The sequence below is a fragment of the Phocaeicola paurosaccharolyticus JCM 15092 genome, from assembly GCF_000613805.1.
Classification (GTDB): domain Bacteria; phylum Bacteroidota; class Bacteroidia; order Bacteroidales; family Bacteroidaceae; genus Phocaeicola; species Phocaeicola paurosaccharolyticus.
In genome coordinates, this window is the sequence record NZ_BAJR01000003.1 from 45,783 (window position 1) to 71,138 (window position 25,356).

12 protein-coding genes and 2 pseudogenes are annotated in these 25,356 nt (G+C 37.5%); 6 read left to right on the forward strand and 8 right to left on the reverse strand.

The annotated features are described in order from the left end of the window. Window positions 1–4: 4 nt before the first annotated feature. The gene (locus tag JCM15092_RS02640; RefSeq protein WP_024993297.1) at window positions 5–1,144 is read left to right on the forward strand and encodes a DUF4861 domain-containing protein; all 1,140 of its coding nucleotides are present in this window, start codon (window positions 5–7) and stop codon (window positions 1,142–1,144) included. A gap of 56 nt (window positions 1,145–1,200) precedes the next feature. Here the strand turns inward: JCM15092_RS02640 and JCM15092_RS02645 are convergent, their stop codons facing one another. The 7 genes and pseudogenes from JCM15092_RS02645 to JCM15092_RS02675 all read right to left on the reverse strand — a co-directional run bounded on the left by JCM15092_RS02645 (window position 1,201) and on the right by JCM15092_RS02675 (window position 11,275). Beyond that, window positions 1,201–3,963, reverse strand: coding sequence for an alpha-L-rhamnosidase (locus JCM15092_RS02645; RefSeq protein ID WP_024993298.1), 2,763 nt, complete (start codon window positions 3,961–3,963; stop codon window positions 1,201–1,203). Between the two features lie 26 nt (window positions 3,964–3,989). Beyond that, window positions 3,990–5,401, reverse strand: a pseudogene (locus JCM15092_RS14705) (rhamnogalacturonidase). Next, on the reverse strand, window positions 5,398–6,210 hold the full coding sequence (locus JCM15092_RS02655) for a hypothetical protein (protein WP_024993299.1): 813 nt from the start codon (window positions 6,208–6,210) through the stop codon (window positions 5,398–5,400). Before JCM15092_RS02655 ends, JCM15092_RS14705 begins: the two are co-directional and overlap by 4 nt. Further along, entirely contained in the window at window positions 6,207–6,908 is a 702-nt protein-coding gene (locus tag JCM15092_RS02660; protein WP_159101361.1) for a DUF4450 domain-containing protein, read from the reverse strand. Before JCM15092_RS02660 ends, JCM15092_RS02655 begins: the two co-directional genes overlap by 4 nt. Then, entirely contained in the window at window positions 6,895–7,128 is a 234-nt protein-coding gene (locus JCM15092_RS02665) for a hypothetical protein (protein ID WP_024993301.1), read from the reverse strand. Before JCM15092_RS02665 ends, JCM15092_RS02660 begins: the two co-directional genes overlap by 14 nt. Window positions 7,129–7,134: 6 nt before the next feature. Continuing rightward, window positions 7,135–8,406 carry a rhamnogalacturonan acetylesterase gene (locus tag JCM15092_RS02670; protein ID WP_024993302.1) on the reverse strand — a complete coding sequence of 424 codons (1,272 nt, stop codon included), beginning with the start codon at window positions 8,404–8,406 and terminating at the stop codon, window positions 7,135–7,137. Window position 8,407: 1 nt separating this feature from the next. Next, window positions 8,408–11,275: an exo-beta-1,4-galactosidase gene (locus JCM15092_RS02675; protein WP_024993303.1), complete on the reverse strand. Its 2,868-nt coding sequence runs from the start codon at window positions 11,273–11,275 to the stop codon at window positions 8,408–8,410. 282 nt (window positions 11,276–11,557) lie between these two features. Between JCM15092_RS02675 and JCM15092_RS02680 the strand changes: the two genes are divergently transcribed. Further along, on the forward strand, window positions 11,558–13,633 hold the full coding sequence (locus JCM15092_RS02680; RefSeq protein ID WP_024993304.1) for a beta-galactosidase: 2,076 nt from the start codon (window positions 11,558–11,560) through the stop codon (window positions 13,631–13,633). Between the two features lie 102 nt (window positions 13,634–13,735). Here the strand turns inward: JCM15092_RS02680 and JCM15092_RS02685 are convergent, their stop codons facing one another. Then, window positions 13,736–14,860 (reverse strand): glycoside hydrolase family 88/105 protein, encoded by a 1,125-nt coding sequence (locus tag JCM15092_RS02685; protein WP_024993305.1) that lies wholly within the window; start codon window positions 14,858–14,860, stop codon window positions 13,736–13,738. Window positions 14,861–15,410: 550 nt separating this feature from the next. On the opposite strand from JCM15092_RS02685, the gene JCM15092_RS02690 reads away from it, so the two are divergent. From JCM15092_RS02690 to JCM15092_RS14710, 4 genes and pseudogenes are all read left to right on the forward strand, one after another. Next, window positions 15,411–18,581 carry a SusC/RagA family TonB-linked outer membrane protein gene (locus JCM15092_RS02690; protein WP_024993306.1) on the forward strand — a complete coding sequence of 1,057 codons (3,171 nt, stop codon included), beginning with the start codon at window positions 15,411–15,413 and terminating at the stop codon, window positions 18,579–18,581. 32 nt (window positions 18,582–18,613) lie between these two features. After that, window positions 18,614–20,731, forward strand: coding sequence for a RagB/SusD family nutrient uptake outer membrane protein (locus JCM15092_RS02695; protein ID WP_024993307.1), 2,118 nt, complete (start codon window positions 18,614–18,616; stop codon window positions 20,729–20,731). A 235-nt stretch (window positions 20,732–20,966) separates the two neighbouring features. Next, window positions 20,967–22,295, forward strand: a complete 1,329-nt coding sequence (locus JCM15092_RS02700; RefSeq protein WP_024993308.1) for an oligogalacturonate lyase family protein — start codon at window positions 20,967–20,969, stop codon at window positions 22,293–22,295. 22 nt (window positions 22,296–22,317) lie between these two features. Beyond that, window positions 22,318–25,322 (forward strand): annotated as a pseudogene (locus JCM15092_RS14710) (glycoside hydrolase family 2 protein). Window positions 25,323–25,356: the final 34 nt, after the last annotated feature.

Here is a 25,356-nt window from a genome sequence, read left to right on the forward strand (position 1 = left end):
TATAGTGAAGGTCGTAAACAGCTCAAATCATGATAAAAAAGATAACCCTGTAGTTATCAGTTTGAATGATATAAAATGTGATTTCAAGATAAAATCGGCTGTAGTATTAAAAGGTAATCAAGAAATTGCATCACAACTTGATGACTTGAACCAAGATGCAAAATACGACGAGTTGGCTTTTGTGACCGATATGGCTGCAAACAGTAAAGAGAGTTTCACTGTACTATTTAGCAGTGAGAAATCTACTAAAGTATATAAGGCAAGGACTTTTGCAGAGATGATGGCATATAATGGCAAAGGTAAGCTGGCATATATAACCTCTTTCTCTGCCAAAGGAGATGAAAATGTATATAGTTTTACTCATCATCATGGCCCGGCTTTCGAGAGTGAACTTGTGGCTTATAGAGTATATTTTAATGAAAAACAGACTATAGATCCTTATGGTAAATTTAATAAAGGACTTGAGATTAATGCTACAAAGTTCTATCCTACGGATGAGCAGCTTAAGGCAGGTTATGGAGATGATGTGTTGAGAGTCAATAACAGCTGTGGAATAGGTGCCTTTAAGGGATGGGATGGTAGCAATGCTACACACATACAACCAGTTATCGAGAGAGAGGAGAGAATTATATCTTCAGGGCCTGTAAGGTCTATTGCTCAGGCAAAGGTAATAGGATGGGAGTATAAAGGTAATGAATATAATATGATTAACAGATACACTTTATACGCAGGTCATCGTGATATTGTCATTGATGTGATATTCGATGAGAAGTTAGGCAATGTGAACTTTTCTTCAGGTGTACAGAAACTAAAAGAGAATAGTTCGATGTTTTCCGACCATAAAGGATTGGTTGGAAGCTGGGGTACTGACTTCCCTGTAAATGATACAATTAAGTACGCTAAAGAGACTGTTGGTATTGGAACATTCATCCCTAAACAGATATGTGGCAAGGAACATGCTGACAAAGAAAATTATCTTTATGAGATATCTGCTCCGGGAAAGAGTTCATTACGCTACTATACTACATTTACTTCGAAGAAAGAGAGCTTCGGGTTTAAAGATGATAAAGAGTGGTATGACTATCTCAAGATATGGAAGAGTGAACTTGAGACTCCATGTACTGTTGAGGTCAAAGCATTATAAAAAAGAAGTTCCATGAAACCATTTCTGGATTTCATGGAACTTACATAATCAAAATTCTATGAACGATAATCTATTGGAATCAATTTTACATTTCCATTTAGTCCAGATGGCATAGGTTGCCAATTGTTATATGGAATATCTTTATAGTTTAAGTTAACTACATTTATCTCATTGAATATACGCCACTTTTCACCTTTTCTATCCATCTCTGAGATTCTGTTAGCAGGCAGGTTTGTGACCTCAATTTCAATTATATTATTTCCTTCTTTCAGCCATTTACCAACTTTAAGTCTGTAAGGTACAGCCCATAATGTACCGACATAGTTGTGGTTTATATACACACGTGCACTCTCCCTTACATCAGCCAGATCGAGTATCCAATCATCTGTATTTGCCTTGTTTACATCGATGGCGTTAGTATAAACTCCGGTAGCCATTGTCTTCTTGGCAATGGAATCATCAAGAAGTGTCCATGACGAAGGAGTATCTATATCGAATGTCTTATCAATCTTAGGCTCACTCTCTTTGAAATAGAGTTTCCATCCATGATTGATGTATATTACTCCCGGCTTCTCGGATATATATTGCCATTTCTCTACATTCTCTATTGGCTTATTGAATGACTGTAGGATTATGCTCTCTCCTGAACGGAGCTGCAGATAAATCTCTTTCTTACCATTAACGGTACGTGTTGAGGCTAATCCTTTTTCTCCTGTAATAGGGTTGAACATCATAATTGTACCTTCCTGTATTGATAGTGGAAGCCATCCTTCGAATCCTTTATTCTGAAGTGCGGAAATGAAGTAGTGGTGTCCATTTTCATTGGTCCTACGTATATACTTCAATCCATATAGCGTACTCATCTCCTCACTTTGGATGCCTGTCTTACTAAGTACAGATATGTAGTCGCTTCCTGTGATAATTCTACCTTTACTGAAGTTAGTAACTACAGTTTCACCAAATGATTTTACCTGTGGAAGCAATTTGTGTATATCACTCATCTGCTTATACCTGTTTTTCAGGTTTCCATATCCTGGTACATCTTTTGGATAGTCCTCTGTGAAAATGAGTGTTGCTCCATCTTTAGCCAACTCTATAAGGTGTGCCAAAACATGAGGAGGCATAAACTTTACATCAGGTATAATTATAGCTTTATAACTTGTTCCACCCTTTGTAATGAGATTACCATTTTGGCATGATAGGCTATTTATGAAGCTATCTGATATGTAGTCCATATCATATCCGCATTTAGAAATACTATTTACTGTTTCAATAAACTTGGGAGCTCTTTCAGCCATTTCATGTATTGTAAATAGTAACAATCGTCCCGGTTGTTCCTGCCACATATCATATATTGGTAGGTAAACAAGAAAATCATTATCAGGTTTTCCCATCTGAAGGAAAGATTGACATCTGGCAATATAATCAAAGAAAGATGGAGCATCTCTCCAAATGCTGTTTGTAGGAGACATATCTATAGAGGCATAGAATCTCCATCCTGGCCATTTTGCCTCTTTGGGAGAATAGGTGCTTCCGTGAAAGAACATGTGATTCACACCCGAGACGAACATTAGGTCCATATCCGGCTTGCATTGTGCAAGAGAGGTTCTGAAATGTTCAGTCAGCCATGTAAATGTTTCGGACGATGTGAATCTTTTCCCTGTAATATGTGCAGCTGATGAGGCATATTTTAGCATGGAAAAGTCGGAGTCGTTCTTCTTTGTCAGTGAGTCTTGTCTCAACCCATTAATATGAAACTGAGAAAGCCCGAAACCTTCACACTCGGGTATGTCTACAGAAGCATAGGTATCAATAAGATTTGCAGGAGAACCGTGTGCCTGATTACGAGTTATACTTCCATTTGAATTTGCCCACGCAGTCCATTGTGTTGTGAAGTTCTCGATTAGCAAGTCGGATATTGTTTCACGATAGTCGCAAATGATACGTGCTGTTTTCTCATTTCTCTCTTTTGAAAGAAATTCAGGAAAATGTTCTTCTAATTTGTATCCGCGTCTTTTATAGAACTGTTCAAGAAAATCGGGAGTCCAATCTGCTCCGTAAACTTCATATGAATCATTGAAGAATGTATGCGGATAGGCAACACCATTCTTCTTGAATGCTTTGTCAAAGTTCTCGAGATAAAGTCGTACAGACTCTTTGTCGAAATGGTTTAACACATAACCTTCTCCTCCAGGTGCTGCTCTCTTAACCTTCTGAAAAGTCTTGCCTATATAGTGGACAATGATTTCCCATTCTCCTTTAGGTGCATTCCAAAGTAATCTTCCATTGTTCACATACGAGGTTATGTCAAAGCATTTACCTTTATTATTGTATGCCATCACCCTGCTCAATATTGCTACAGGTTCCTGTCTCTTATCATTAACCTCTATGTTGATATCGGTCTTTTCTCCACCTTTGACTTTATAGGATTGGAAAATAGCTTTAGTAGCAGCATTCTTGATATCTATATTAGGACCTCCGAAAGGCCATCCTGTTCCGGTGTTCATGTCAATTTCTACCCCCAGCCTTTTACCTTCAGCCTGGGTATACTTAAGCATTTCCATCCATTTGCTGCTCAAGAAAGTTATATTGTTATTGTCATTACCTTGTACACCATAGATAGGAGTTATTTCAACTCCTTTAATACCTGCTTTGGAAAATTCCTGAAGGTTGTATGTGATGTTATCTTTGTCGACAGCACTTCCCAGCCACCACCATCTTGTTGCGGGATATGCTTCCTGTTGTACAGGTGGCCATTGCTGTGCCTGCAAATTCATGGAGGCAAGGGTAAGAGATAAAAATAATAATTTCCTATTCATAGTTGTTACCGGTATTCATTTTGATATTAATACTTCTTTCCATCAACAGTAATATATCTGTATTCTACATTATCTGCATCATCAGTCACCATAAGTGGTCTCTCATCACTATTATGATAGTGGAAGTTGACACCGTTTAAAGTTATTCCACTTGCATGGCGTATGTAAAATCCTTTGGCAGGAATAGTACCGAACATCCATGGCTCAGGGTAGACCTTTTCCTGTTCTGCAGCTTTCAACTCTCCATCTTCTTTGCTATATCCTCCCTTATAATATATGTTGATATTGCTCAGGGTAACATCCTCTATTTTGTGACCAGGTATGCCACTTATTATAGATGAGTATCTGGAATCGGCATTGAAAACGTTTATATTGCTTATTATGATACGTTTCATACTTCCTACCTGAGTACCTTGCGGACTTCTCAGTCTTGCACCTAGCCTTAAGAAAAGTGGTGAGTTGACTATATCTCTCATCGTAATATTGCTTATCACAATATCTTCAAGCTTTCCACCGTCAACACTCTCAAGAGCCAATCCTCTACAACGTTCAAATATACAATTTGTTATAGCTATATTCTTAAATCCACCGCTGGATTCTGTGCCTAATTTTATTCTTCCTGTGACATATCCATGATCGGGAGCTTGTGGCTCATCTCTTTGCCATGAGCAGTCGAGCATGCTACCTCTGTCGTATCCGCTAACAAAGCAGTCTGATATAGTCACATTTTCTGTATCTTTAAAATATCCAAGTGCATACGATGATTTCAAAACGATAGCATCGTCCCATGGTGAGTTGACACTGCAATTGCTTATACGTACATTCTTGCAGCAGTCAATATCAAATCCATCGCGGTTGGTATCGACCTTGACGTTTATTATTGTAAGATTGTCTACACCTGTCGCCAAGAGTCCGAAGTGACCACAGTTGAACATGGAGAAATCTTTTAGTGTGATATTCTTGCATAGCTTAAGACTTATGGCCTTGTTGCCTACGCCTGCCAACCTGCTCTCTTCTCTGGTCAGTCCTTTTCCATAAATAGTTCCCGGTCCGCTGATAGTTATATCTTCAAGTTGATTCCCCATATAAGGGAGTTCTTCCAATGGCTATGTCCAAAATCTTGGAACTTGTTATGTTCATTATTTTCAGCATTATCGAATCCTTGTTCTTCAGTAGGGAAAGCTGCTATTATTCTTGCACCTTGCTCCAGATATAGGTTTATGTGACTGGCGAGTCGGATTGAGTAGCATGAATAGTCACCAGAGGGCATATATACTGTACCTCCGCCATTCTTTGCTGCATCTTCAATAGCACTGTTTATTGATTGAGAATCTATATTTATGCCATCTGCTTTTGCACCATAATCTTTTACATTGTACACCTTTGCCTGAAGAATCAAAGGGATGATACAAAGTGTTATAATAATTAGCTTTTTCATGATTTTTTATTTGTTGGCATTAGTTTAAACTTACGTAGGAAAGATGCATTTCCGTACATTTTATGCTCGTTGGAGAGATTCCAGAATCCATCTTTTGATGTAGGATTTTCATCCCAATCTATGATTGCCCAAGATAGTCCTATTTCATTTCCCTCCTTAAGTATAGATTGTCTTGATTTCTCAGGGCCATCAGCATCTGCATGATTGAAAGGAGTAATATAAAATTCAAGGATAAGTTTCCCTGATCCACCCTCTTTGAAATCATATTTATATGCAAAGTCGGAGTAAGGTTTCTTCTTAAGCCACACTTGTGGTCCCCAAAGCATGCACCAGTCTTCTCCATGAGGAGGGGTGAATATATGATAGTTCTGTGCTGAACATCCATGAAACTTAAACCATGCTTGCCATACATCCTTAGATGCTGTCGGGTGAAAACGGTCAATGAAAGGTCCACCGGAACAATCGCCATCTACAACAACCTCGAAGATGTCGGTGTTTAAAGAATTCTCGCTGAAACGCCAATAGTTATCGTATGCCTCGTATAGGAAATATATCTTCTGCTCACTTACACTCCATCCTACCTTTACGTTAACTTTTAATGTTTTCTCATCGGGACGTTCGTGCTTCTTCTCATCATCGGTGAGTAGTGCCTCAGTTAAATTATAACTCTCGGGAACAGATTTCCAGTCGTCACCATTACCATCGATAACAGGTGTCTTATCAGTTTGGAACTGATATATCTTAAACTCCTGAGCATATACGCTAATGCTTAAAAGCGTCATAATCATATATACACTGAGACTTTTCATCTTTTTGCTTTTAGAGTCGTATTAAAAAGACTTGGTAGTAATGAATAGTTATAGTCTGCCTTATTATTTTGCTTATAAAGACAGATATATAAAGGGGACTCATTGTTAAGTTTAGCGGTTGAGGAGATAACAGTTGCATCAGTTTTCTTACTTGAATTTATAAGTTCAATAGGAGAGGTTTGCTTGTGTGCATCTACTAAAAGGATATTGTTTCCTTGTGGCATGACACCATTAATAGTCTTTAATTTCATTACTTCTCCATAGTAAGAAGTGAATGCATTTCCTTCTGTACAGAACACATTGTCTTTACACTCCTGAGGGTTTATATCCTTTATATTACTAGTTGTCTCTTTACCGTGACATCCACCGAAAGCCCAGCATAACTTAACATCATCGGCTAAATTTTGGGCTGTAACCTGAATGACCAGCCCATCTGTATCAAGTAGGCTTAATACTGTAATTTTCAGTTTACCTTTTTTCAATAGGCCACCTGTCAAAGAATAACTATTACCGCTATTATCTATTTTACATTCATCTGTCCAGCAGCTCTTCTCTCCACAGATGATGCCAAGTCTCAATTTCCCAGCCCCATCTTTCAGAGTAAGGGGTATTGATTGAGCATGTAGACTTCCTGCAGAGAAAAGTATGCATAAGATGATTGTGCAGAAATAGCAGTTAATAGTTTTATTCCTTATCATATTTGACATCTATTTTAGCGTTATTGTTATTATTCAAGATAATCTTGTTTCTATCTTCAACCTTTAGACGAATCTTCTTTATGATGAATTTGTCGGTGAATTTTATCACTCCGGCTTTACCAACTTTTGCATATATGTTGCTCACCTTGAAATCACTTATTCTGATCTTATCATCCCAACCAGAAGCAGAGATAAATGTTCCGCAACGTTCTGCTTTCAAATTTTACTAATTCCCATCAGGCTTTTCAATCTCTGTAAATGGACTATTGCTCCATTTAAAACTATCTATTGGGTCTGGTTTTGCAGGATTATACTCCTTATAATCATCCCTTAAGAATTTAATAATAGGTAATTTATTCTTTTTCATACCCTCAATAACACATTTTGCTATCTGATAAGCACCATATGGGTTGAAGTGTGTATTGTCTTTAAGGTCAACCTTCTGTCCCGGGTATGATCCGGCAGGGTAGTGGACAAATGCTTTTGTAGAATTCTCCACTCCAAGAGATTCGTATAGGGTACGTGTCATCTCGTTGAGCTCGATAATAGGTATATTCTCTTTAGCTGCAAGGAATCTCATAGCCTCTGGATAGTTCTCATGAGTATCTTGTATCTTTCCGCTATTATTGAAGCTACGTCTCTGAGTTGGAGTCACCAAGATTGGGTAAGCTCCTCTTAGTCTGGCTTCATCAATGAATGTTTTCAGGCTTGTCATGAATGAGTAGTAAGCCCCTTTGCCTGGTCCTTTCTGTTTTTGATCATTATGACCGAACTCTAACAATATATAATCACCCTTTTTCATCTGTGTAAGGGCCTTTTTCAATCGTTTAGCACTAATGAAGGTATTTGAACTCTCTCCAGACTCTGCATAGTTTGCAAAGCATACGCTGTCATTGAAAAAGCGAGGTATCATCTGTCCCCAGCTGGCCCAAGGCTCATTATCCTGATCGACAACTGTTGAGTTGCCACATAAGAATATGGTAGGAACATTTTCAACTCTTTCGATAATAAGCTCTGATAATAGAGGAGCATCGCCATTGAACTCTAAAGTCAGCTTGTCATCCCAATTTAACTTCTTTTGTTCACGTGGCTTTATTGAGACATCCTCATTAGGTGATATGTGTTTGTCTCTTTTATTTATAGTAAAAGAGCACTCTTTTAACTCTCCTTTTGCTGTTTTTACATTCTCAAAAAAGAGTCTTCTTGATTCTCCTCTTACAGTAGTGCTACCTGATGACTTTTTACTACCTATAATTGAGGTAATATGATAGTTTCCGTCAGGAAGTTGTACAGAGAAGAAGAAAGGTTTTTTATCACCGGCATTAGGCGATGGCTGTATGTCGTATCCATATTTAGCATCTATAGAGAACCTATCGGATGACTTTATCTTTATATATCCACTTTTTGTGCTCTTCTTTGATGTGAAATCGAACTTATATGTCTGTGCTTTAACCGAAATAATGGAAAGAAGACATATAGCAAATATTGTATATTTCATATTAATTGATTTTTGGTTTTAACTCATCAGGAGATTCATTGGTATATGTTTTCACTTTGCCTGCACTTTTTGTGAACAAGTCGCTTATTTGTGACAATGTTATGCTATTCTCGGGGCGGAAATAGTCCGAATTCATATAATCTACAATTGACTTGAAGAGCTGTCGTGCAACAATTCTTTCCTCCGGATTAGAGGTGATATCCATACTTGTCATTATTAGTTTGCCATTTGATACATTAGCCTCGAAGAGTGTACCAATCTTACGGCTTATAAACCAAGTATCTATGCTTTGAACTGTTGGTTGGAAAGAGGCAGGGAAATCAGTAAACTGCATTACCTGTGCTCTGTTAAGTAGCTCCCACCACTGTAAATTACTATGATATTCTGTTGGAAACTCCTTAAATATAGGATGCTTAGGGTTCACCAAAATACCTGTGGTATGTGGTGGACGCATCTTGAACCATGAAGTGTTCCAGAATACAGGAGTGAAATGTTGGACAACCTCTTTACCGTAATTTATCTTTCCGGCAGCGGTAATTAGTACTTTACCACCTTTATCAAGGATGTCGATAGCCTTTTTATTAAGAGTATCAGTGATGTAAATATCGGCAATATCAATATCTGTCTTTGCCGGATATACCCAGAAATCCCAGCCATTAATTGAACTTGTTCCCTCTATTTTTACTTCTAGGTTTAGCTTTGTAGCTTTGCTTATTGAGGAGAGGTCGAATGTGAGATCACCTATCTTATTAAGATTGCCGATAGGAATTTCTGGAGTATTTATTCTACCCTGATAGTATATTTTGCCATATTCATCACTTAATGTATATAGAATGTTTGTGTTTCTAATTGGAGCTTTTCCGAAATGAGCAACCTCAATACTAGCTTTCAACTGTTCGCTGTTATTGTAAACAAACTTCTCAGTGCGCATAAGCGGTACAGTAGGAGAACAGAAACGTTTCCATGAAGATGCATCCATATAACCTTTCTCTTCAAAGAATACATCAAGTATTCCTACAAGAGCAGTGCCCTGACCAGAATAGTCATTCAATGAGAGTAGTTGGAATCCGGCATAGTCGGGTGTACGTAAAGTCTTCTCTATTTCATATTTATAACATAGTGCCTGCAGTTTGCCACTTGCCATATTGAACATATGTGCCTGCTCCGACATATTGTTGTCTGCAAGTATATCTTTAAATATTTCGAAGTTCTTGGCTTTATTGACTCCTGTATATTTGTTTATCTCATCAAAATTAGGGAATGCACACCATTGTCCTGTCTCATGTGACACGTATGGTTGCTTGACTGTGTCAATACGGTTCTGAAACCTATAGTCATCATCTGTTGAAGGTTTTGCTTTTGACCATGTAAGTCCTCTCGCTCCAGCTTTCACATGATATTGACTCTTTGGTTGCCATTGCCATCCATTGCCTACAGATGCTCCGGTATACATATGTCTGTTGTCTGTAGCTTTCCAATAGTCAACGAACTTGCTTACCCAATCTACCCAACGTCCACTAGGTTCATTGCCACATGCAAGCATGCAGTATGATGGATAATTGCCATATTGTTTTGTCAAAGCAATAGTCTCATCCATGAGGTATTTATCTATAGGTTGTCCCATACCTAATTTAGGGCCATGGTTTGGCCAGCTAGGTCCTTCAGGTTGAAGATAGAAGCCGACCTTGTCGGCAGCTATAAATGCAGCCTCTGGTGGGCAGTAAGAGTGAAAACGCATGTGATTAAGTCCGTAATTGCGACAAATTCTGAATACTCTCTCCCAACTTTCTACATCCATTGGGGCATATCCGGTGATAGGGAAGTCGCAGTTCTCAACTGTTCCGCGCAACATAATCTTTATGTCATTGAGATAAAACCATTTACCTCTTATCTCGAACTTACGCATACCAAATTGAACCTCTTTTACCTGTTCACCTCTGGATGTCTTAATTATAGCTTTCAATTTATATAGAGCAGGATCAAATTCATCCCACAGAAGCATATTATCTCCCATAGGAAGAATCATTTCTGTTGTCATTCCTCCTTGAGTAAGTTGTACACTTTTTCTTATAGGATTTATGCGATGTTTCTTGTCTGTATTGAAACTCTCGGCGGAGAGTTCGATATCGGCTTTACCTTTTCCCTTAATGGTAAACTTTACTAAAGCCTGCTTCTTATCTACATCAGGATATACCTGAATATCATCAAAGTATGTAGTTGGGGTACATTTTAAGGAGATCTCACCTACAATACCATTCCAGTTTCCTTGAGTCTGGTCGGTAACACTGTGGGAGTCTGCTCCTACGTTTATATCTTTTATTCTGTTATCAACTCTTATTGCTATTTTGCATTTGCCACTATGCAGATATCCTGTCAAATCATATTGATGAGGCACACACAGGCTATTCTGCATACCTACCTTTTTCCCGTTCACCCATACTGTTGTCTCAATATGTGGTCTTTCCAAGAAAAGTACTACGCGTTTCCCATTCCAGTTTGAAGGGATAGTAACCTCTTTTATATACCACGCAACACCAACATAATGTCTGTTGGGAGTAAGGAAGAAAGGGAATTTAATATTTCCCTCCTTACGGTACTTTTCCATATATGGATTGTAGTAATATGAACTGTCGTATAAACTTCCTGTCCATTTAGTCTTTGCAGTAACCATATCCCCCTTAAGTTTCTCGGGCATAGATCCTGGTAGATTGATATTGTCGGACAAGACCTTATTATACCATTTCTCAATGATACCTTTGTCGTTTCTGTCAATACAGAATTTCCATCTACCAGACAAGTCAATATATTGTTGTGCACTGGCAGAGAAAAAGGTTAAAATAAGGAATGTTGCGAATAGCATTCTCTTCATAGCATGTAGTTTTATAAAATTTCAAGCTAAATTATTTAGTTATTCTATTTTCAAGAATAGATATAAGTACATATCAATGGAATTTTGTATAAATCTTGTGTTAAGGGAGTTAATAATAGCAATTATGTACGATAATCCATCCAAATGCTCAATAAATTTAATAATAAATTACTGTCATAATTTATATTTGCTTATTATTGGCATATTGCATTAATACCTAAATAATATATTGAAATGGCGGATGGACAACACCTTGAAAGACATTAATAAAATATATACAAAATGAGAAAGAAACTTTTTTTATTGATTTTATCTTGTTTAACCACCTTAGGACTATCTGCTCAAGGAAGGTGGTTCAATGATAAGGATCTAACTCTTACCGGGGTATATTATTATCCTGAACATTGGGACGAGAGTGAATGGGATAGAGATTTTAAGAAGATGCATGATCTTGGATTTGAATTTACCCATTTTGCTGAATTTGCATGGGCTCAACTTGAACCGGAGGAGGGTAAATATGACTTTGCTTGGTTAGATAAGGCTGTAGGTTTAGCGGCGAAATATAATCTTAAAGTTGTAATGTGTACCTCAACAGCTACCCCTCCGGTATGGCTCTCAAGGAGATATCCTGAGATCTTAATTAAAGAGGAGGATGGCACTATTCTTGACCATGGTGCACGTCAACATGCCTCTTTTGCTTCACCTCTTTATAGGAAGTTGGCATACAGAATGATTGAGAAATTAGCGGAACATTATGGTAATGATTCCAGAATAATTGGTTGGCAACTAGATAATGAGCCTGCTGTACAGTTTGACTATAACGATAGTGCAGAGAAGGCCTTCCGTGAATTTCTCAAGAAGAAATATGTAAATATAAAAGCTCTGAATGATGCTTGGGGCACAGCCTTTTGGAGTGAAGTCTACTCTTCATTTGATGAGATAACATTGCCAAAGAGAAAACAGATGTTTATGAATCATCATCAGATTCTTGATTACAGACGTTTCGCTGCTGCTCAGACAAATGATTTTCTTAATGAGCAATCTTTACTGATAAAGAGATATGCAAAGAATCAGTGGGTTACAACTAACTATATCCCAAATTATGAGGAAGGACATATCGGAGGAAGCAAATCTCTTGATTTCCAAAGCTACACTCGTTACATGGTATATGGAGATAATGAAGGAATTGGAAGAAGAGGGTATAGGGTAGGCAATCCTCTTAGGATAGCTTTTGCAAATGATTTTTTCCGTCCCGTTCAAGGTACTTATGGTGTTATGGAACTTCAACCTGGACAAGTTAACTGGGGAAGTATAAATCCTCAGCCACTACCTGGAGCCGTACGTCTCTGGTTATGGAGCGTTTTTGCCGGAGGAAGTGATTTTGTTTGTACATACAGATTTCGACAGCCACTTTATGGAACAGAACAGTATCATTATGGAATTATCGGACCGGATGGCGTGACTGTTACTCCTGGAGGATATGAATATAGTCAGTTTGTTAATGATATAAAAGAACTTAGAAAGCATTATAAGCCTCGTCAGCTTATGCCTAAGGAGTATTTGGCAAGACGCACTGCCATACTTTTCAATCATGAAAATTCATGGAGTATAGAGAGACAAAAGCAGAATGCTACATGGAATACATTAGGGCATGTGGAGAAATATTATAAAGCACTCAAATCTTTTGGGGCACCTGTTGACTTCATAACAGAAGATAAAGATTTTTCAGCCTATCCTTTCATGATTGCTCCAGCGTATCAGTTGGCTGATGATGAGTTAGTAAGCAAATGGATAAAATATGTAGAGAATGGTGGTAATCTTATCCTTACATGCAGAACAGCTCAGAAAGATAGATTTGGACGTCTGCCTAAGGCTAAGTTCGGAGCTATGCTAAACAGACTAACAGGTAATGAGCTTGATTTTTATGATCTACTTCTCCCTAATGACCCAGGTAAAGTTGTAATGGATAATAAGGTGTATAAGTGGAATACATGGGGGGAGATAATAAAACCAGCTCAGCAAGCAACTGTTTTAGCAAAATATACCGATGAGTTTTATGAAGGTGCACCAGCTGTTACAACACGTGATCTAGGAAAAGGTAGCATTACATATGTGGGAGTTGATTCTCAAGATGGGGCTTTAGAAATGGATATATTGAAGAAAATTTATCCGAAAAACAATGTACAAATATTGGATTTGCCTTTCGGAGTAACTATGGAATATAGAAATGGATTAGGTATTGTACTTAACTATTCTGATAAACCTTATCAATTTGATCTCCCTAAAGAAGCAAAGGTTCTTATAGGAAAACCATTGATTGAGACTGCAGGAGTTCTAGTATTCTCAATAGCAAAATAACATTGATGCTAATATAAATTAAGGTCCTCTATGTGAATACATAGAGGACCTTTTCATAATCTTTTACCTATACTAAAAAATAACACCTTTTCATGAAAACATTTAGTTTAGTTTATAGATTTCTGTGCCTGCCAACAAGAAACATCCAACTCCAAAGTCATCAAAATTAGGTACGGTATTGTATGTTACAGGTTGGCTGTCTTTAGGCTCTTTTCCTGTACCTTGTACATATCCTAAGAAACCATTACTATGTACGGCATCTTTTACAACTGCATTCCATGCTTTGAGAAGTATTGGTAGATACTCATTTCTGTCTAGTATATTATTACGTACTCCCCATGCCATACCATATATGAATAGTGAAGTTCCAGTTGTCTCTTTGCCGCCGAAATTTGTTTCATCATGCAGACTTACGTTCCAAAATCCGTCTTTTCTCTGACAGCTTTTCAAAGCCTTACTCATATTAATAAAGTCCTTGATATAGTCATTTCTATGAGTCTCATTAGATGGTATTTCATCTAGCACCCTAACAAGAGCAGCATAAACCCATCCATTTCCTCTACTCCAATAGCAGTTCTTTCCATTTGGCTCTTTATATGGTGGGTCAAAATCCTTATCTCTCCACCACAGCCCATCTTTCTCATTATACATGCCATTATCTCCATCATGATTACGTGAGAAATCGTACATCTGCCACATCTTATCGAAATATTTCTGTTCACCGGTAACATTGCCTAACTTGGCAAAAACAGGCATTCCCATCTGAATAGCATCAATCCAGTTCCAATCATTAGCCTGTGGTGTATTAACTAACATATCCATATTAGTCTTTACATTTTGTATCATTCCCCACTGTTTTGTAATCCTATACATATCTATATATATCTGACTACAGCAATAGTTATCAGCATTTCTTGTCGCTGCTCCATCTCTAGGACACCATTTATGGAATTCCCCCCAATCAAAGATATAATTATAGAATGTATCCTGAGGATATATTTTGTAAAGTTCCATCAGTCCTTCATAATATACTGCTCGTGTCCAAAGATTGCTGGAACGATATTTTCCTACAAATGTAGCTGTTCTTGGATCAGGCCATTTAGACATAAAATGATTGTTCACTTTGACTAAAGTGGCAAGTGTTTCCTTCTGATTAGGGATCTCTTGTGAAACTATTTTTCCACAGGTAAGTACCATTAAAATGGTTATTACAAGATTCTTATTCATAAATGATGTTTTCGCTTATTTTGATGATTTATACTTCTGAGATTATTACGTTATTGCGTTTATATACAAAATCAATAATATTATATATAGGTATAATAAAAGACATTTTGTAAAACTAAATCTTAGAAACAAAAATATGAAATGTAGATAACATGCAAAATGTGTTATCATCCATTGTTATGTACTATTGTACGATAATGGCAATTTATTTGAATCATATACCAATAAAAGTAATTACCTGCATTAATCCTTTTATTCAGTATCGTAGAAATATAGAAGAATGCATAAGTGCTGATAATCAAAATGCTCGCAAAGATATCCGTTTTGATATTAATCTAGTTCTTACTTCTTAACTTTTTATTCAATATGAAATATTTTCCATCAAATTGTACGATTCTACATTTGTATTACCTATAAATGCAGATATGTTTGTATAGCAAAATCATATTTAAATATTAAATATGGTTGTCCATATCTATTATTAGATTAATAGATAGCGTTACCTTAAACTATTTATAACCAGAGTCATATAAAACTTATTTCTAGTAAAATGAAAAAACGAATTAAATCTAAATTTAATGTAAATCAAAAATTGCTTGTAGCTATTTTGATTTGTTCCTCATCTCTTGGAGGTAGTATTTCAACTTTCGCACGACCAGATTCTTCATCTATACAATCTGTCTTGGAGAATATACAGGTTAAAGGTAATGTGGTAGATACATCTGGCGAACCAATAATTGGTGCAAGTATAGTTGTTAAAGGAACTACTAATGGAACAGTTTCTGACCTAGATGGAAATTTTACATTAAGTGTTCCAAAAGATGCAACGCTGAATATCTCTTACATAGGCTATATTTCTACATCAGTAAAAGCTGCTTCAAATCTTAAGATTGTCTTAAAGGAAGACTCTAAAACCTTAAGTGAAGTTGTTGTTGTAGGTTATGGTGTTCAAAAGAAGAGTGATGTAACAGGTGCAATGGTCAGCGTTAGTGGTGAGCAACTTAATGTTAAGCCAGTGAGCAATGCTTTTGAAGCTCTACAAGGTAAGGCTGCCGGTGTTGATATTACTTCAAGTGAACGTCCTGGTACAGTAGGATCAATACATATTCGTGGAAACCGCTCTATTACTGCAACCCAATCTCCACTGTATGTAGTTGATGGAGTACCTTTGAGTGCAGGTGGTATAGAATCAATCAACCCACGTGATATACAATCAATAGATATATTGAAAGATGCATCATCAACAGCAATTTATGGTTCTCGTGGTGCTAATGGTGTTGTTCTTATCACTACAAAACGTGGAAAAGTTGGAAAGATGTCATTGAATTACTCAGGTTCTGTAACTCTTGAGAATCTAGTAGATAAATCTCCGGCAATGAGTGCCAGCGATTATATTACATGGCGTAGATGGGCATATTATAATTCTAATCCCGCAAAAAATCCAATGGGTAATCAACCAACTTACGCAAAAGACCAAGATTATTTCTCAGGTGATGAGTCCGCTTTGGCTAACGTTAATAAAGGTTGGGTAAATGATACATGGGATGGATCAAAAGTAACTGACACAGATTGGGCTGGAATGGTAACTCGTACAGGTATCACCAGTGAACATACATTGAGTGGTAGTGGTGGTAATGAGTTTGCTCAGACCTTCTTCTCAGTAGGATATCTAAATAATAAGGGAACTCAGAAAGGACAGGAGTACTCTCGTTATAACTTTGCAATGTCTGTTGACTTACAGGTAAAACCATGGTTGAAACTTGGTGGATCTATCAATGGTTCATGGGCAGTACAGGATTATGGTTATTCACGCACTGGGCAATCATCTAATTCAGGTCCAACAGATATCTATGGTGCAGCTAAAGCTATACCAAGATATGGTGTTCCATATACTGAAGATGGTACTATTATAACTAATCCTTGTGGCTCTGTAACAAATGTATATACAGTAGTGGACGAATGGACTAAATCAACTGATAACCGTGAAACATTCAGAGCTTTAGGTAGTTTCTATGGTCAATTCGACTTCGGAAAGATGTGGAAACCATTAGAAGGCTTTTCATATAAGATCTCTTTCGGACCAGACTTCCGTCATTATCGTCAGGGTATATTTATTGGCAAAGATTCTGCTGTAAAGATGGGTTCAAAGAATTATGCAAAATATTCTACAGACCGTTATCTTTCATGGACATTAGATAATCAGATTAATTATGCCAAAAGTTTCGGAAAGCATAGCTTTAATTTGACGTTGTTACAATCTGCTTCAAAATATAATAAGGAAGGTGGCTCTGAGAATGCTAGTGCTATACCTAACGAGAATTTTGAATGGTATAATATGGGCTCTGTGGATATCACAGATGCTACAACTTATGGAGCAGGTATGGGAACAAGCTTAAGTGAAAATCAGCTTGCATCTTATATGGGCCGTTTGAACTACTCTTTCAATGAAAAATATCTGCTGACTATATCTGGTCGTTATGATGGCTCTTCTGTTCTGGCAAAAGGTAATAAATGGAGTTTCTTCCCATCTCTTGCATTAGGCTGGCGTTTGGATCAAGAGGACTTTATGAAAGATATAAAATGGGTTAATCAGTTGAAACTACGTTTCGGTGTAGGTACAACCGGTAATGCAGCTGTTGGTGCTTATTCTACTCTAGGAAATATTCAAGGTTTCTATGTTCCTTTCGGAGAAACTTTGACTCCTGCTTATGCAACAAATGAGCCATATTATACATCAAATTCTGTGCTTATGGCAAATAAGGACTTAGGTTGGGAAAAGACAACTCAGTTTAACTATGGTGTTGACTTCAGCTTCCTTAATGGAAGAATCGGTGGTACTCTTGATATATATCACTCAAAGACAAATGATCTTCTTCTTGCAATGAGCATCCCAACTCTTACAGGTTTCGCCTCTACAAATGCAAATGTTGGTAAGACAAAGAATTTCGGTGTTGACTTGTCATTAAATGTAATACCGGTAAGAACACGTGACTTTGAGTGGAGCTCTACTTTTAATGGTTCTTATCAGAAAGATGAAATTGTTGAATTGTCAAATGGTAAGGAAGATGATATCGCTAATGAGTGGTTTATTGGTAAATCTATTGGAGTTGTCTATGGAACTGATAACGACGGACTTTGGCAAGAAGCAGATGCAGAGTTAATGGCTAAGTTCAATGCTAATGGTCATAAATTTGAGGCTGGTAAAGTTAAACCGGTAGATCAAAATGGAGATTTTGTTATAGATAGCAAAGACAAGAAAATTCTTGGAAACACAACTCCAAACTGGGTAATTGGATGGACAAATAACTTTAGCTATAAAGGATTGGAACTTGCTATTGAACTTAACGGACGACTTGGCTATATGGTTAATCAAGGAGCAGAAGGTCAGTATGGTATGTACAATCAGCGTGAGATAGATTATTGGACTCCTGATAATACAGGTGCAGAATATCAAAAGCCAATTTACAGTACCGCTGGAGGTGATGAATTCTCAAGTTTGCTTGGATTCAGAAAAGCTTCTTTCATAAAGGTCCGCAATATATCATTGGGATATAACTTTGACCAGAAACTTATAAGAAATCTTGGCATTAGCTCATTGAAAGTATATGCTCAGGCTAAAAACTTAGGTAATTTATATTCTTCTGTAGACTTTATGGATTTGGATTTAGGAACAACATACTACAATAGAGGTTTCTCTTTTGGCTTACAAGTAGGTTTCTAATCAATAGTTCACATATCAATATTTAATAAACCATGAAAAAGATAAATATTTTACTATATTCTTTAGCATTGACAGTAGCATCTACTTCATGCAGTGAAAGCTTCTTAGATGAAGAAAACAAGGCTTCATATACAACTGATTATTTCAAAACATCTCAAGGAATTCAGGACTTGGCAACTGCCTTATATGGTAATATACGTTGGCACTTCGGATATGAGTGGGCGTATGGTATCACATTATATGGTACTGATGAATTTACAAATGGTGCTGATTTAACATCTGAACCTTGGAATACTTATGACAGCCGTCTAAACTCACTAAACTGTACTACAGCAAATGGTGCAGCAAATAATAACTGTCCTGGTGTCTCTGCTCTTTGGGATCAGATGTACTACGGTATTGCTTCTGCAAATGAGGTTATCTCTTCTGCAGTTTATGTAAGCGATGAATCTGTCCGCACAAAATGTGAAGGAGAAGCATACTTCTTGCGCGGATATAACTACTATCGCCTCTTTGCACAGTACGGTGGAGTAGTTATTCAGACTGAACCAGCTCAAGGGGTTGTGAGGACATTCAAGCGCGCAACCGCTGAGGAGACATTGAACCAGGTAATCTCTGATTTTGAACAAGCTTATGCTAAATTACCTATAGAACGCTGGCGTGGTACAGGAACATGGACAAAATATACTGCGGCTCATTTCTTGGCCAAAGCATTACTTTATCGTCAGTCAGAACGTTGCAGTGACTGGAATTCGTCATATAATGCAACTACTGATCTTCAGAAAGTTGTTGCTCTTTGTGATGAGGTAATAGCTGCTTGTCCTTTGGAGAGTGATTATAATAATCTATATGCAAAGTGGACCGGAATTGATTGCAAGGCTGAAGAGTCTAAAGAGATATTGATGTCATGCCAGCACAGTTCTTCGGCTGTAGGACGTTTTGGAAACCGTACTTATAATTACTTTACTCCACAGTTCTCGAACTTCTCAGGAGGCTTTGTTCAGCGTGGCCAATATATTGGAGGTATGGACTTCCAACGTTGCCGTCCAACAGAATATAGCTATTCTATATTTGACAATGTTAATGACTCACGTATGTGGAAGACATTCAAGACTGTTTATGGAATGAATAATTATGTTGAAATACCTGCTAATGTTAAGAGTCTTGGTATAACAAGTGATAAACAGCCACAGTTAGGTGATGAGGGTATTATGTTTATTCTTAATAAGAAGGATGATTCACGTTTCCAGGATGAGACTACCTATGGTACTTTCGGTCGTGGAGGAACAGCTCATACATTTGTTAATCCAAATACAAATAAGTGGGTGCCTAACGTATTCCCTGTATATCTTGGCGGAAAATATGTATTAAATACATATGGTGTTAGTGGAAACCCATCTCAGTCAAATGTTTTCTGTGGTATAAATAAAGCAGATGATGGTTCTCGTACTGCTGAAAAGGGTGATGCACATCGTGACGTTATCATGGCTAGAACAGGTGAAACATACTTAATTAAGGCTGAAGCACAAGTACGTATGGAAAAATACCAGGATGCTATTGCTACTGTTAATTTATTGCGTGCAAGAGCACAATGGAAGAATGGTGAGAATAGAGAGTTCTATACAGATGGATCAATGGCTTTCTTGAAGAGCTATGGTGGTGATGAAGACAATTCAACTGCATCATCTGTATTGGGCAAGTGTAAAGATGCAAAAAAAGTTAAGCTTGATAACAAGGCTGCATTTGAAGCATCATTTATACAGCGTAGTACATACTATTTATCAACTGGTATAGCAAAAACAACAGATCCTTCTAGCTTGCAGATTGCTAGTTACAAAACTTTGCCTGCAGAAGATGAATCAGTTTTATCTGCTATGGGAGTTAGTGGTGATAAAGATAGGTTGATAAACTTTATTCTTAATGAAAGAACTCGCGAGTGTTTAGGTGAATGGAATAGATGGGAAGAACTTAGCCGTACAAAGACTTTAGTTAAACGTGCTAAACTCTATAATCCTGAGGCTTCAAAGAATGTAGCTGAAAAACACCTACTTCGTCCTATACCTCAAACATTCCTTGATCAACTTCAAAATGAAGATGGTACTAACTTGACAGACGAGCAAAAGGCTGCTTGGCAGAATACAGGATATTAATAAAGGTTTTACTATTTGTTATTTGATAATAATAATTTTAAGAGGGTGTGTCGTGATGACACCCCCTCTTTTTTTGTTGCAAACGCCGGAATAATGATAGTCCTTATTGTACTAAATTGGTTTTGGACTATTCACTATGTAATTGTACAAAATTCTATTTTATGCAATATGTTGCTTACATATTTTTGCTTTCCAAAGTATAATAATTCAAAACTATTAATATCATAAATACGATATGAAAAAGATTTTTCTTGCTGCTTTTGGACTTCTTGCTCTATGTAATTCAGCTGTTGCCCAGTTTGGCAATGTCTCAAAATCAGAGATGAAGAGTTTTGTAGATCCTCAAACAGGATATAAAATAACAATGCTCACAGATACAATGAAGAATGATAGATTTCTATATCAAACAGATCCAATGTGGACTGCTGATGGGAAGTATCTGTTATTCCGCTCTTCAAGTCGCGGTGGCAATTCTTTAGAAAAAGAGGTGAATGGTGAAAAACCAAAGTCAAGACCGGTACAGATCTATTTTATCGAAATAGCAACCGGGAAGATTACCCAGGCAACAGAAAGTGATAATTTGGGAAGTGTTTTTCTTGCAAACAAGAGCAATCGTATGTTTATGAGTCGTCAAGAGAATGAAAATTGGAACATGTATGTTATTGATCTTGATAGATTCTTTACAGATGCAAAAAAAGGAAAAGTTGATAGTAAAAGTTCTTATGAGAAGTTTATAGGCACATTTCCAAAGAACATGGGTAAACCAGGTGGATATGCAATAGACTGCAATGATGACTATGCATATATTACTGTCGAACGCGAGGGAACTAAGGAAGAGGAAGAGAGGATGATGAAGAATGCATATATAGGAGAGAGTAATCAGCCTATAAAAATACAACCAACTCTTTGTGGAATAAGAAAGATGAATCTTAAAACAGGTGAAGTAACAAAGGTTGTTGACACTGAATTTAAGACCGGGCATATACAGGCAAGCCGTTTCACTCCAGGTGAGATCGTATTCTGCAATGAAACAGGAGGTGATGCCTATCAACGCATGTGGTTCTGCACTGCCGATGGCTCCGTGTTCAAGCCTCTTTATAATGAGACAAAACTTGATTGGGTGACACACGAGACATTTGTAACTAAAGACTATGTCTATTTCAATATATTGGGTTTCCAACCAAGACTTAGAAAGCAGCTTAGTGGTATTGTAAGAATAAACTTGCGAACTGATGATGTGGAACCTATTGGACAGGTTGAGATGGATAAAGACCGCAAGGCTATGGAAGGACAACTAATTGGCAGAGGATTTTGGCATTGTAATGCAAGCAGAGATAATGTATGGGCTGCAGGTGATACTTTTGGAGGTAATGTGTGGCTTATAGATATTAAAACTGGTAAGCGTCACTGGATTGCATCTGATACAAAGATGAAGCCTGACCATGCTCACCCAAGTTTTAGCCCTGATGGAACAAAACTACTTTTCCAATCAGGGCATTTTACCAGTGGTAAACGTCTGAATCTTATGATGTTTGATATTAGTACAGTAGATAAAAAGAATTGAAAAATCTTAAAGTTATAATATAATGAAGAAAAAAATAGTATTAGTCTTTTTGACTCTCTTTTGTATCGGTTTTGTAAGAGCCAATGCAGAGGCGCGCGATAAATATAATTTTAACTCCAACTGGCTTTTATGGGTAGGAGATGACTCTAGTGCAAAAGAGTTCAAATATGATGATTCCCGTTGGAAGAAGGTTACATTGCCACGTCCATTTAATGAAGATGAGGCTTTTCGTTTGAGTATAGAGCAACTTACTGATACCATTATATGGTACCGCAAGCATTTTGTACTCCCTAAAGAGAGCAAAGGAAAGAAAGTCTTTGTAGAGTTTGAAGGTGTAAGACAGGGAGCTGACTTCTACATTAACGGCAAGTATATAGGTCTTCATGAAAACGGAGCTATGGCAGTAGGATTTGATGTCACTCCATATATCAAGTATAATAAAGAGAATGTTATTTCTGTTAGGATAGATAATAACTGGAGTTATAAGGAACGTGCTACCGGTACAAAATACCAATGGAGCGACCGTAACTTTAACGCTAACTATGGAGGAATTCCAAAGAATATATGGCTTCATATCACTGATAAACTTTACCAGACATTACCATTATACAGCAACCTTAAGACGACAGGTGTCTATGTATATGCAGAGGATATCAAGGTTAAGTCGAAGAGAGCTGTTATCAATGCAGAATCACAAGTAAAAAATGAGTATGCTAAGAATAAAAGAGTAGCATATAAAGTTGAGCTGATTGATAATGAAGGCAAAAGTGTTAAGAAATTCGGATCAGATGAAGTGTTAGTTAAGCCGGGTGAAACAGTTACTCTAAAGGCTGCCGATAGTGTAGAAGGACTTCATTTCTGGAGCTGGGGGTATGGCTATCTATATACTGTTAAAACAAGTCTTTGGGTAGATGGTAAGAAAGTTGATGAGGTTGCAACACGTACCGGTTTCAGGAAGACACGTTTTGCTGATGGAAAAATTTGGCTAAACGACAGAGTGATACAGATGAAAGGTTTTGCACAACGTACCAGTAATGAGTGGCCAGGAGTGGGTATGAGCGTTCCTGCATGGTTGAGTGATTATAGCAACGGCCTTATGGTTGAAGGTAATGCTAATCTGGTAAGATGGATGCATATTACTCCATGGAAACAGGATATTGAGTCTTGCGACCGTGTAGGTCTTATTCAGGCTATGCAGGCGGGAGATGCTGAGAAAGATAGCAAGGGACGCCAATGGGGACAACGCACTGAACTTATGCGTGATGCCATAATATATAATCGAAACAATCCGAGCATCTTGTTCTATGAATGTGGAAATGAATCAATAAGTCGCGAGCATATGCAGGAGATGAAGGCAATAAGAGATATGTATGATCCTAATGGAGGACGTGCAATAGGCTCTCGTGAGATGTTGGACATACGTGAGGCTGAATATGGTGGCGAGATGCTATATATAAACAAGAGCAAACATCATCCTATGTGGGCTATGGAGTATTGCCGCGATGAGGGATTGAGAAAATATTGGGATGAATATTCATATCCTTATCATATTAATGGAGATGGTAATGATTCATTCCGCTCAGCTGCGACAAACACTGTGCAGAAGAAAGTAGATGCCAGACCATACAATCGCAATCAGGACTCTTTCACTATAGAGAATGTTATGCGCTGGTTTGACTATTGGCGTGAACGTCCCGGAACGGGAGATCGTGTTAGCTCTGGTGGAGTTAAAATTATATTCTCGGATACAAACACTCATTACCGAGGAGTAGAGAATTACCGCCGTAGTGGTGTTACAGATGCTATGCGTATTCCTAAAGATCCATTCTTCGCACATCAGGTGATGTGGGACGGCTGGGTTGATATTGAGAAACCACGTATCTATATTGTGGGACATTGGAACTATAAAAAAGATACAGTAAAACCTGTTTATGTAATATCAAGTGCAGAGAAAATTGAGCTATTTCTTAATGGAAAATCATTAGGATATGGAGTAAAAGAGTATAATTTCCTAAATACATTTAAGGACCTACATTTCGAAGAGGGAAAACTTGAAGCCGTAGGATATGATGCAAATGGTAAAGAGTGTTGTCGTACTATGTTGCAGACAGCCGGCAAACCAGAGAAGATAAAATTAAGTTTGATTCAGAATCCGAATGGATGGAAAGCTGATGGAGCTGATATGGTTCTGTTGCAGGTAGAGGTAACCGATAAGGATGGCCTACGTTGTCCTTTGGCTAATGATACGATTCATTTCCAAGTTGACGGACCTGCAGAATGGAGAGGTGGTATAGCTCAAGGCAAGGACAACTTTATTCTTTCGAAAGATCTGCCGGTGGAATGTGGAGTAAACCGTTCATTGATACGTTCACTTACTGTTCCTGGCAATGTACATATTACTGCCAAGCTGAAGGATTGGAACAGGCAGTGATAGATTTGACTACATCTACTGTTGAGGTAAAAGGTGGACTATCTAAATATATTCCGGGAGAAGCTTTGAAAGGACGACTGACACGTGGTGAAACACCTCTTACCCCATCATATAGTGATTCAAAGATAGATGTGAAAATTCTTTCTGCTGTAGCTGGAGTTAATAGTGATGATGCAGCAAATAGCTTTGATGATAATGAGCTTAGTGAGTGGAAAAATGATGGAAATTTGAGAACTGCGTGGATAAAATATACCTTCGAACGCCCTGCTAGAATTGATGAAATTTGTATGAAACTTACAGGATGGCGTATGCGTAGTTATCCATTGGAGATATATGCTGGTGATGAGAAGATATGGAGTGGCGAAACAGAAAAGAGCCTTGGATATGTCCATCTTAATGTAAAACCTGTTTTTACTAAGGAAATATCTATACGTCTTAATGGTTCAAGTAAAGAGAATGATGCCTTCAATGGAATAGTTGAAGTGGCTGCACCTGCTGCTGGAGAACTTGATCTGTTTAAAGCAAAAGATGGGGATAAGACAAATAATGAGTTGCGCATTGTAGAGGTCGAATTTAAAGAGAGCTTATTGCAATAGGAAATATATAGTAATTGATTCCATATGATGTGAA

Coding starts and splice junctions, on each gene's coding strand:
- JCM15092_RS02645 (WP_024993298.1), bottom strand. CDS start 3,963: ATGAATAGGAAATTATTATTTTTATCTCTTACCCTTGCCTCCATGAAT.
- JCM15092_RS02655 (WP_024993299.1), bottom strand. CDS start 6,210: ATGAAAAGTCTCAGTGTATATATGATTATGACGCTTTTAAGCATTAGC.
- JCM15092_RS02660 (WP_159101361.1), bottom strand. CDS start 6,908: ATGATAAGGAATAAAACTATTAACTGCTATTTCTGCACAATCATCTTA.
- JCM15092_RS02670 (WP_024993302.1), bottom strand. CDS start 8,406: ATGAAATATACAATATTTGCTATATGTCTTCTTTCCATTATTTCGGTT.
- JCM15092_RS02675 (WP_024993303.1), bottom strand. CDS start 11,275: ATGAAGAGAATGCTATTCGCAACATTCCTTATTTTAACCTTTTTCTCT.
- JCM15092_RS02680 (WP_024993304.1), top strand. CDS start 11,558: ATGAGAAAGAAACTTTTTTTATTGATTTTATCTTGTTTAACCACCTTA.
- JCM15092_RS02685 (WP_024993305.1), bottom strand. CDS start 14,860: ATGAATAAGAATCTTGTAATAACCATTTTAATGGTACTTACCTGTGGA.
- JCM15092_RS02690 (WP_024993306.1), top strand. CDS start 15,411: ATGAAAAAACGAATTAAATCTAAATTTAATGTAAATCAAAAATTGCTT.
- JCM15092_RS02695 (WP_024993307.1), top strand. CDS start 18,614: ATGAAAAAGATAAATATTTTACTATATTCTTTAGCATTGACAGTAGCA.
- JCM15092_RS02700 (WP_024993308.1), top strand. CDS start 20,967: ATGAAAAAGATTTTTCTTGCTGCTTTTGGACTTCTTGCTCTATGTAAT.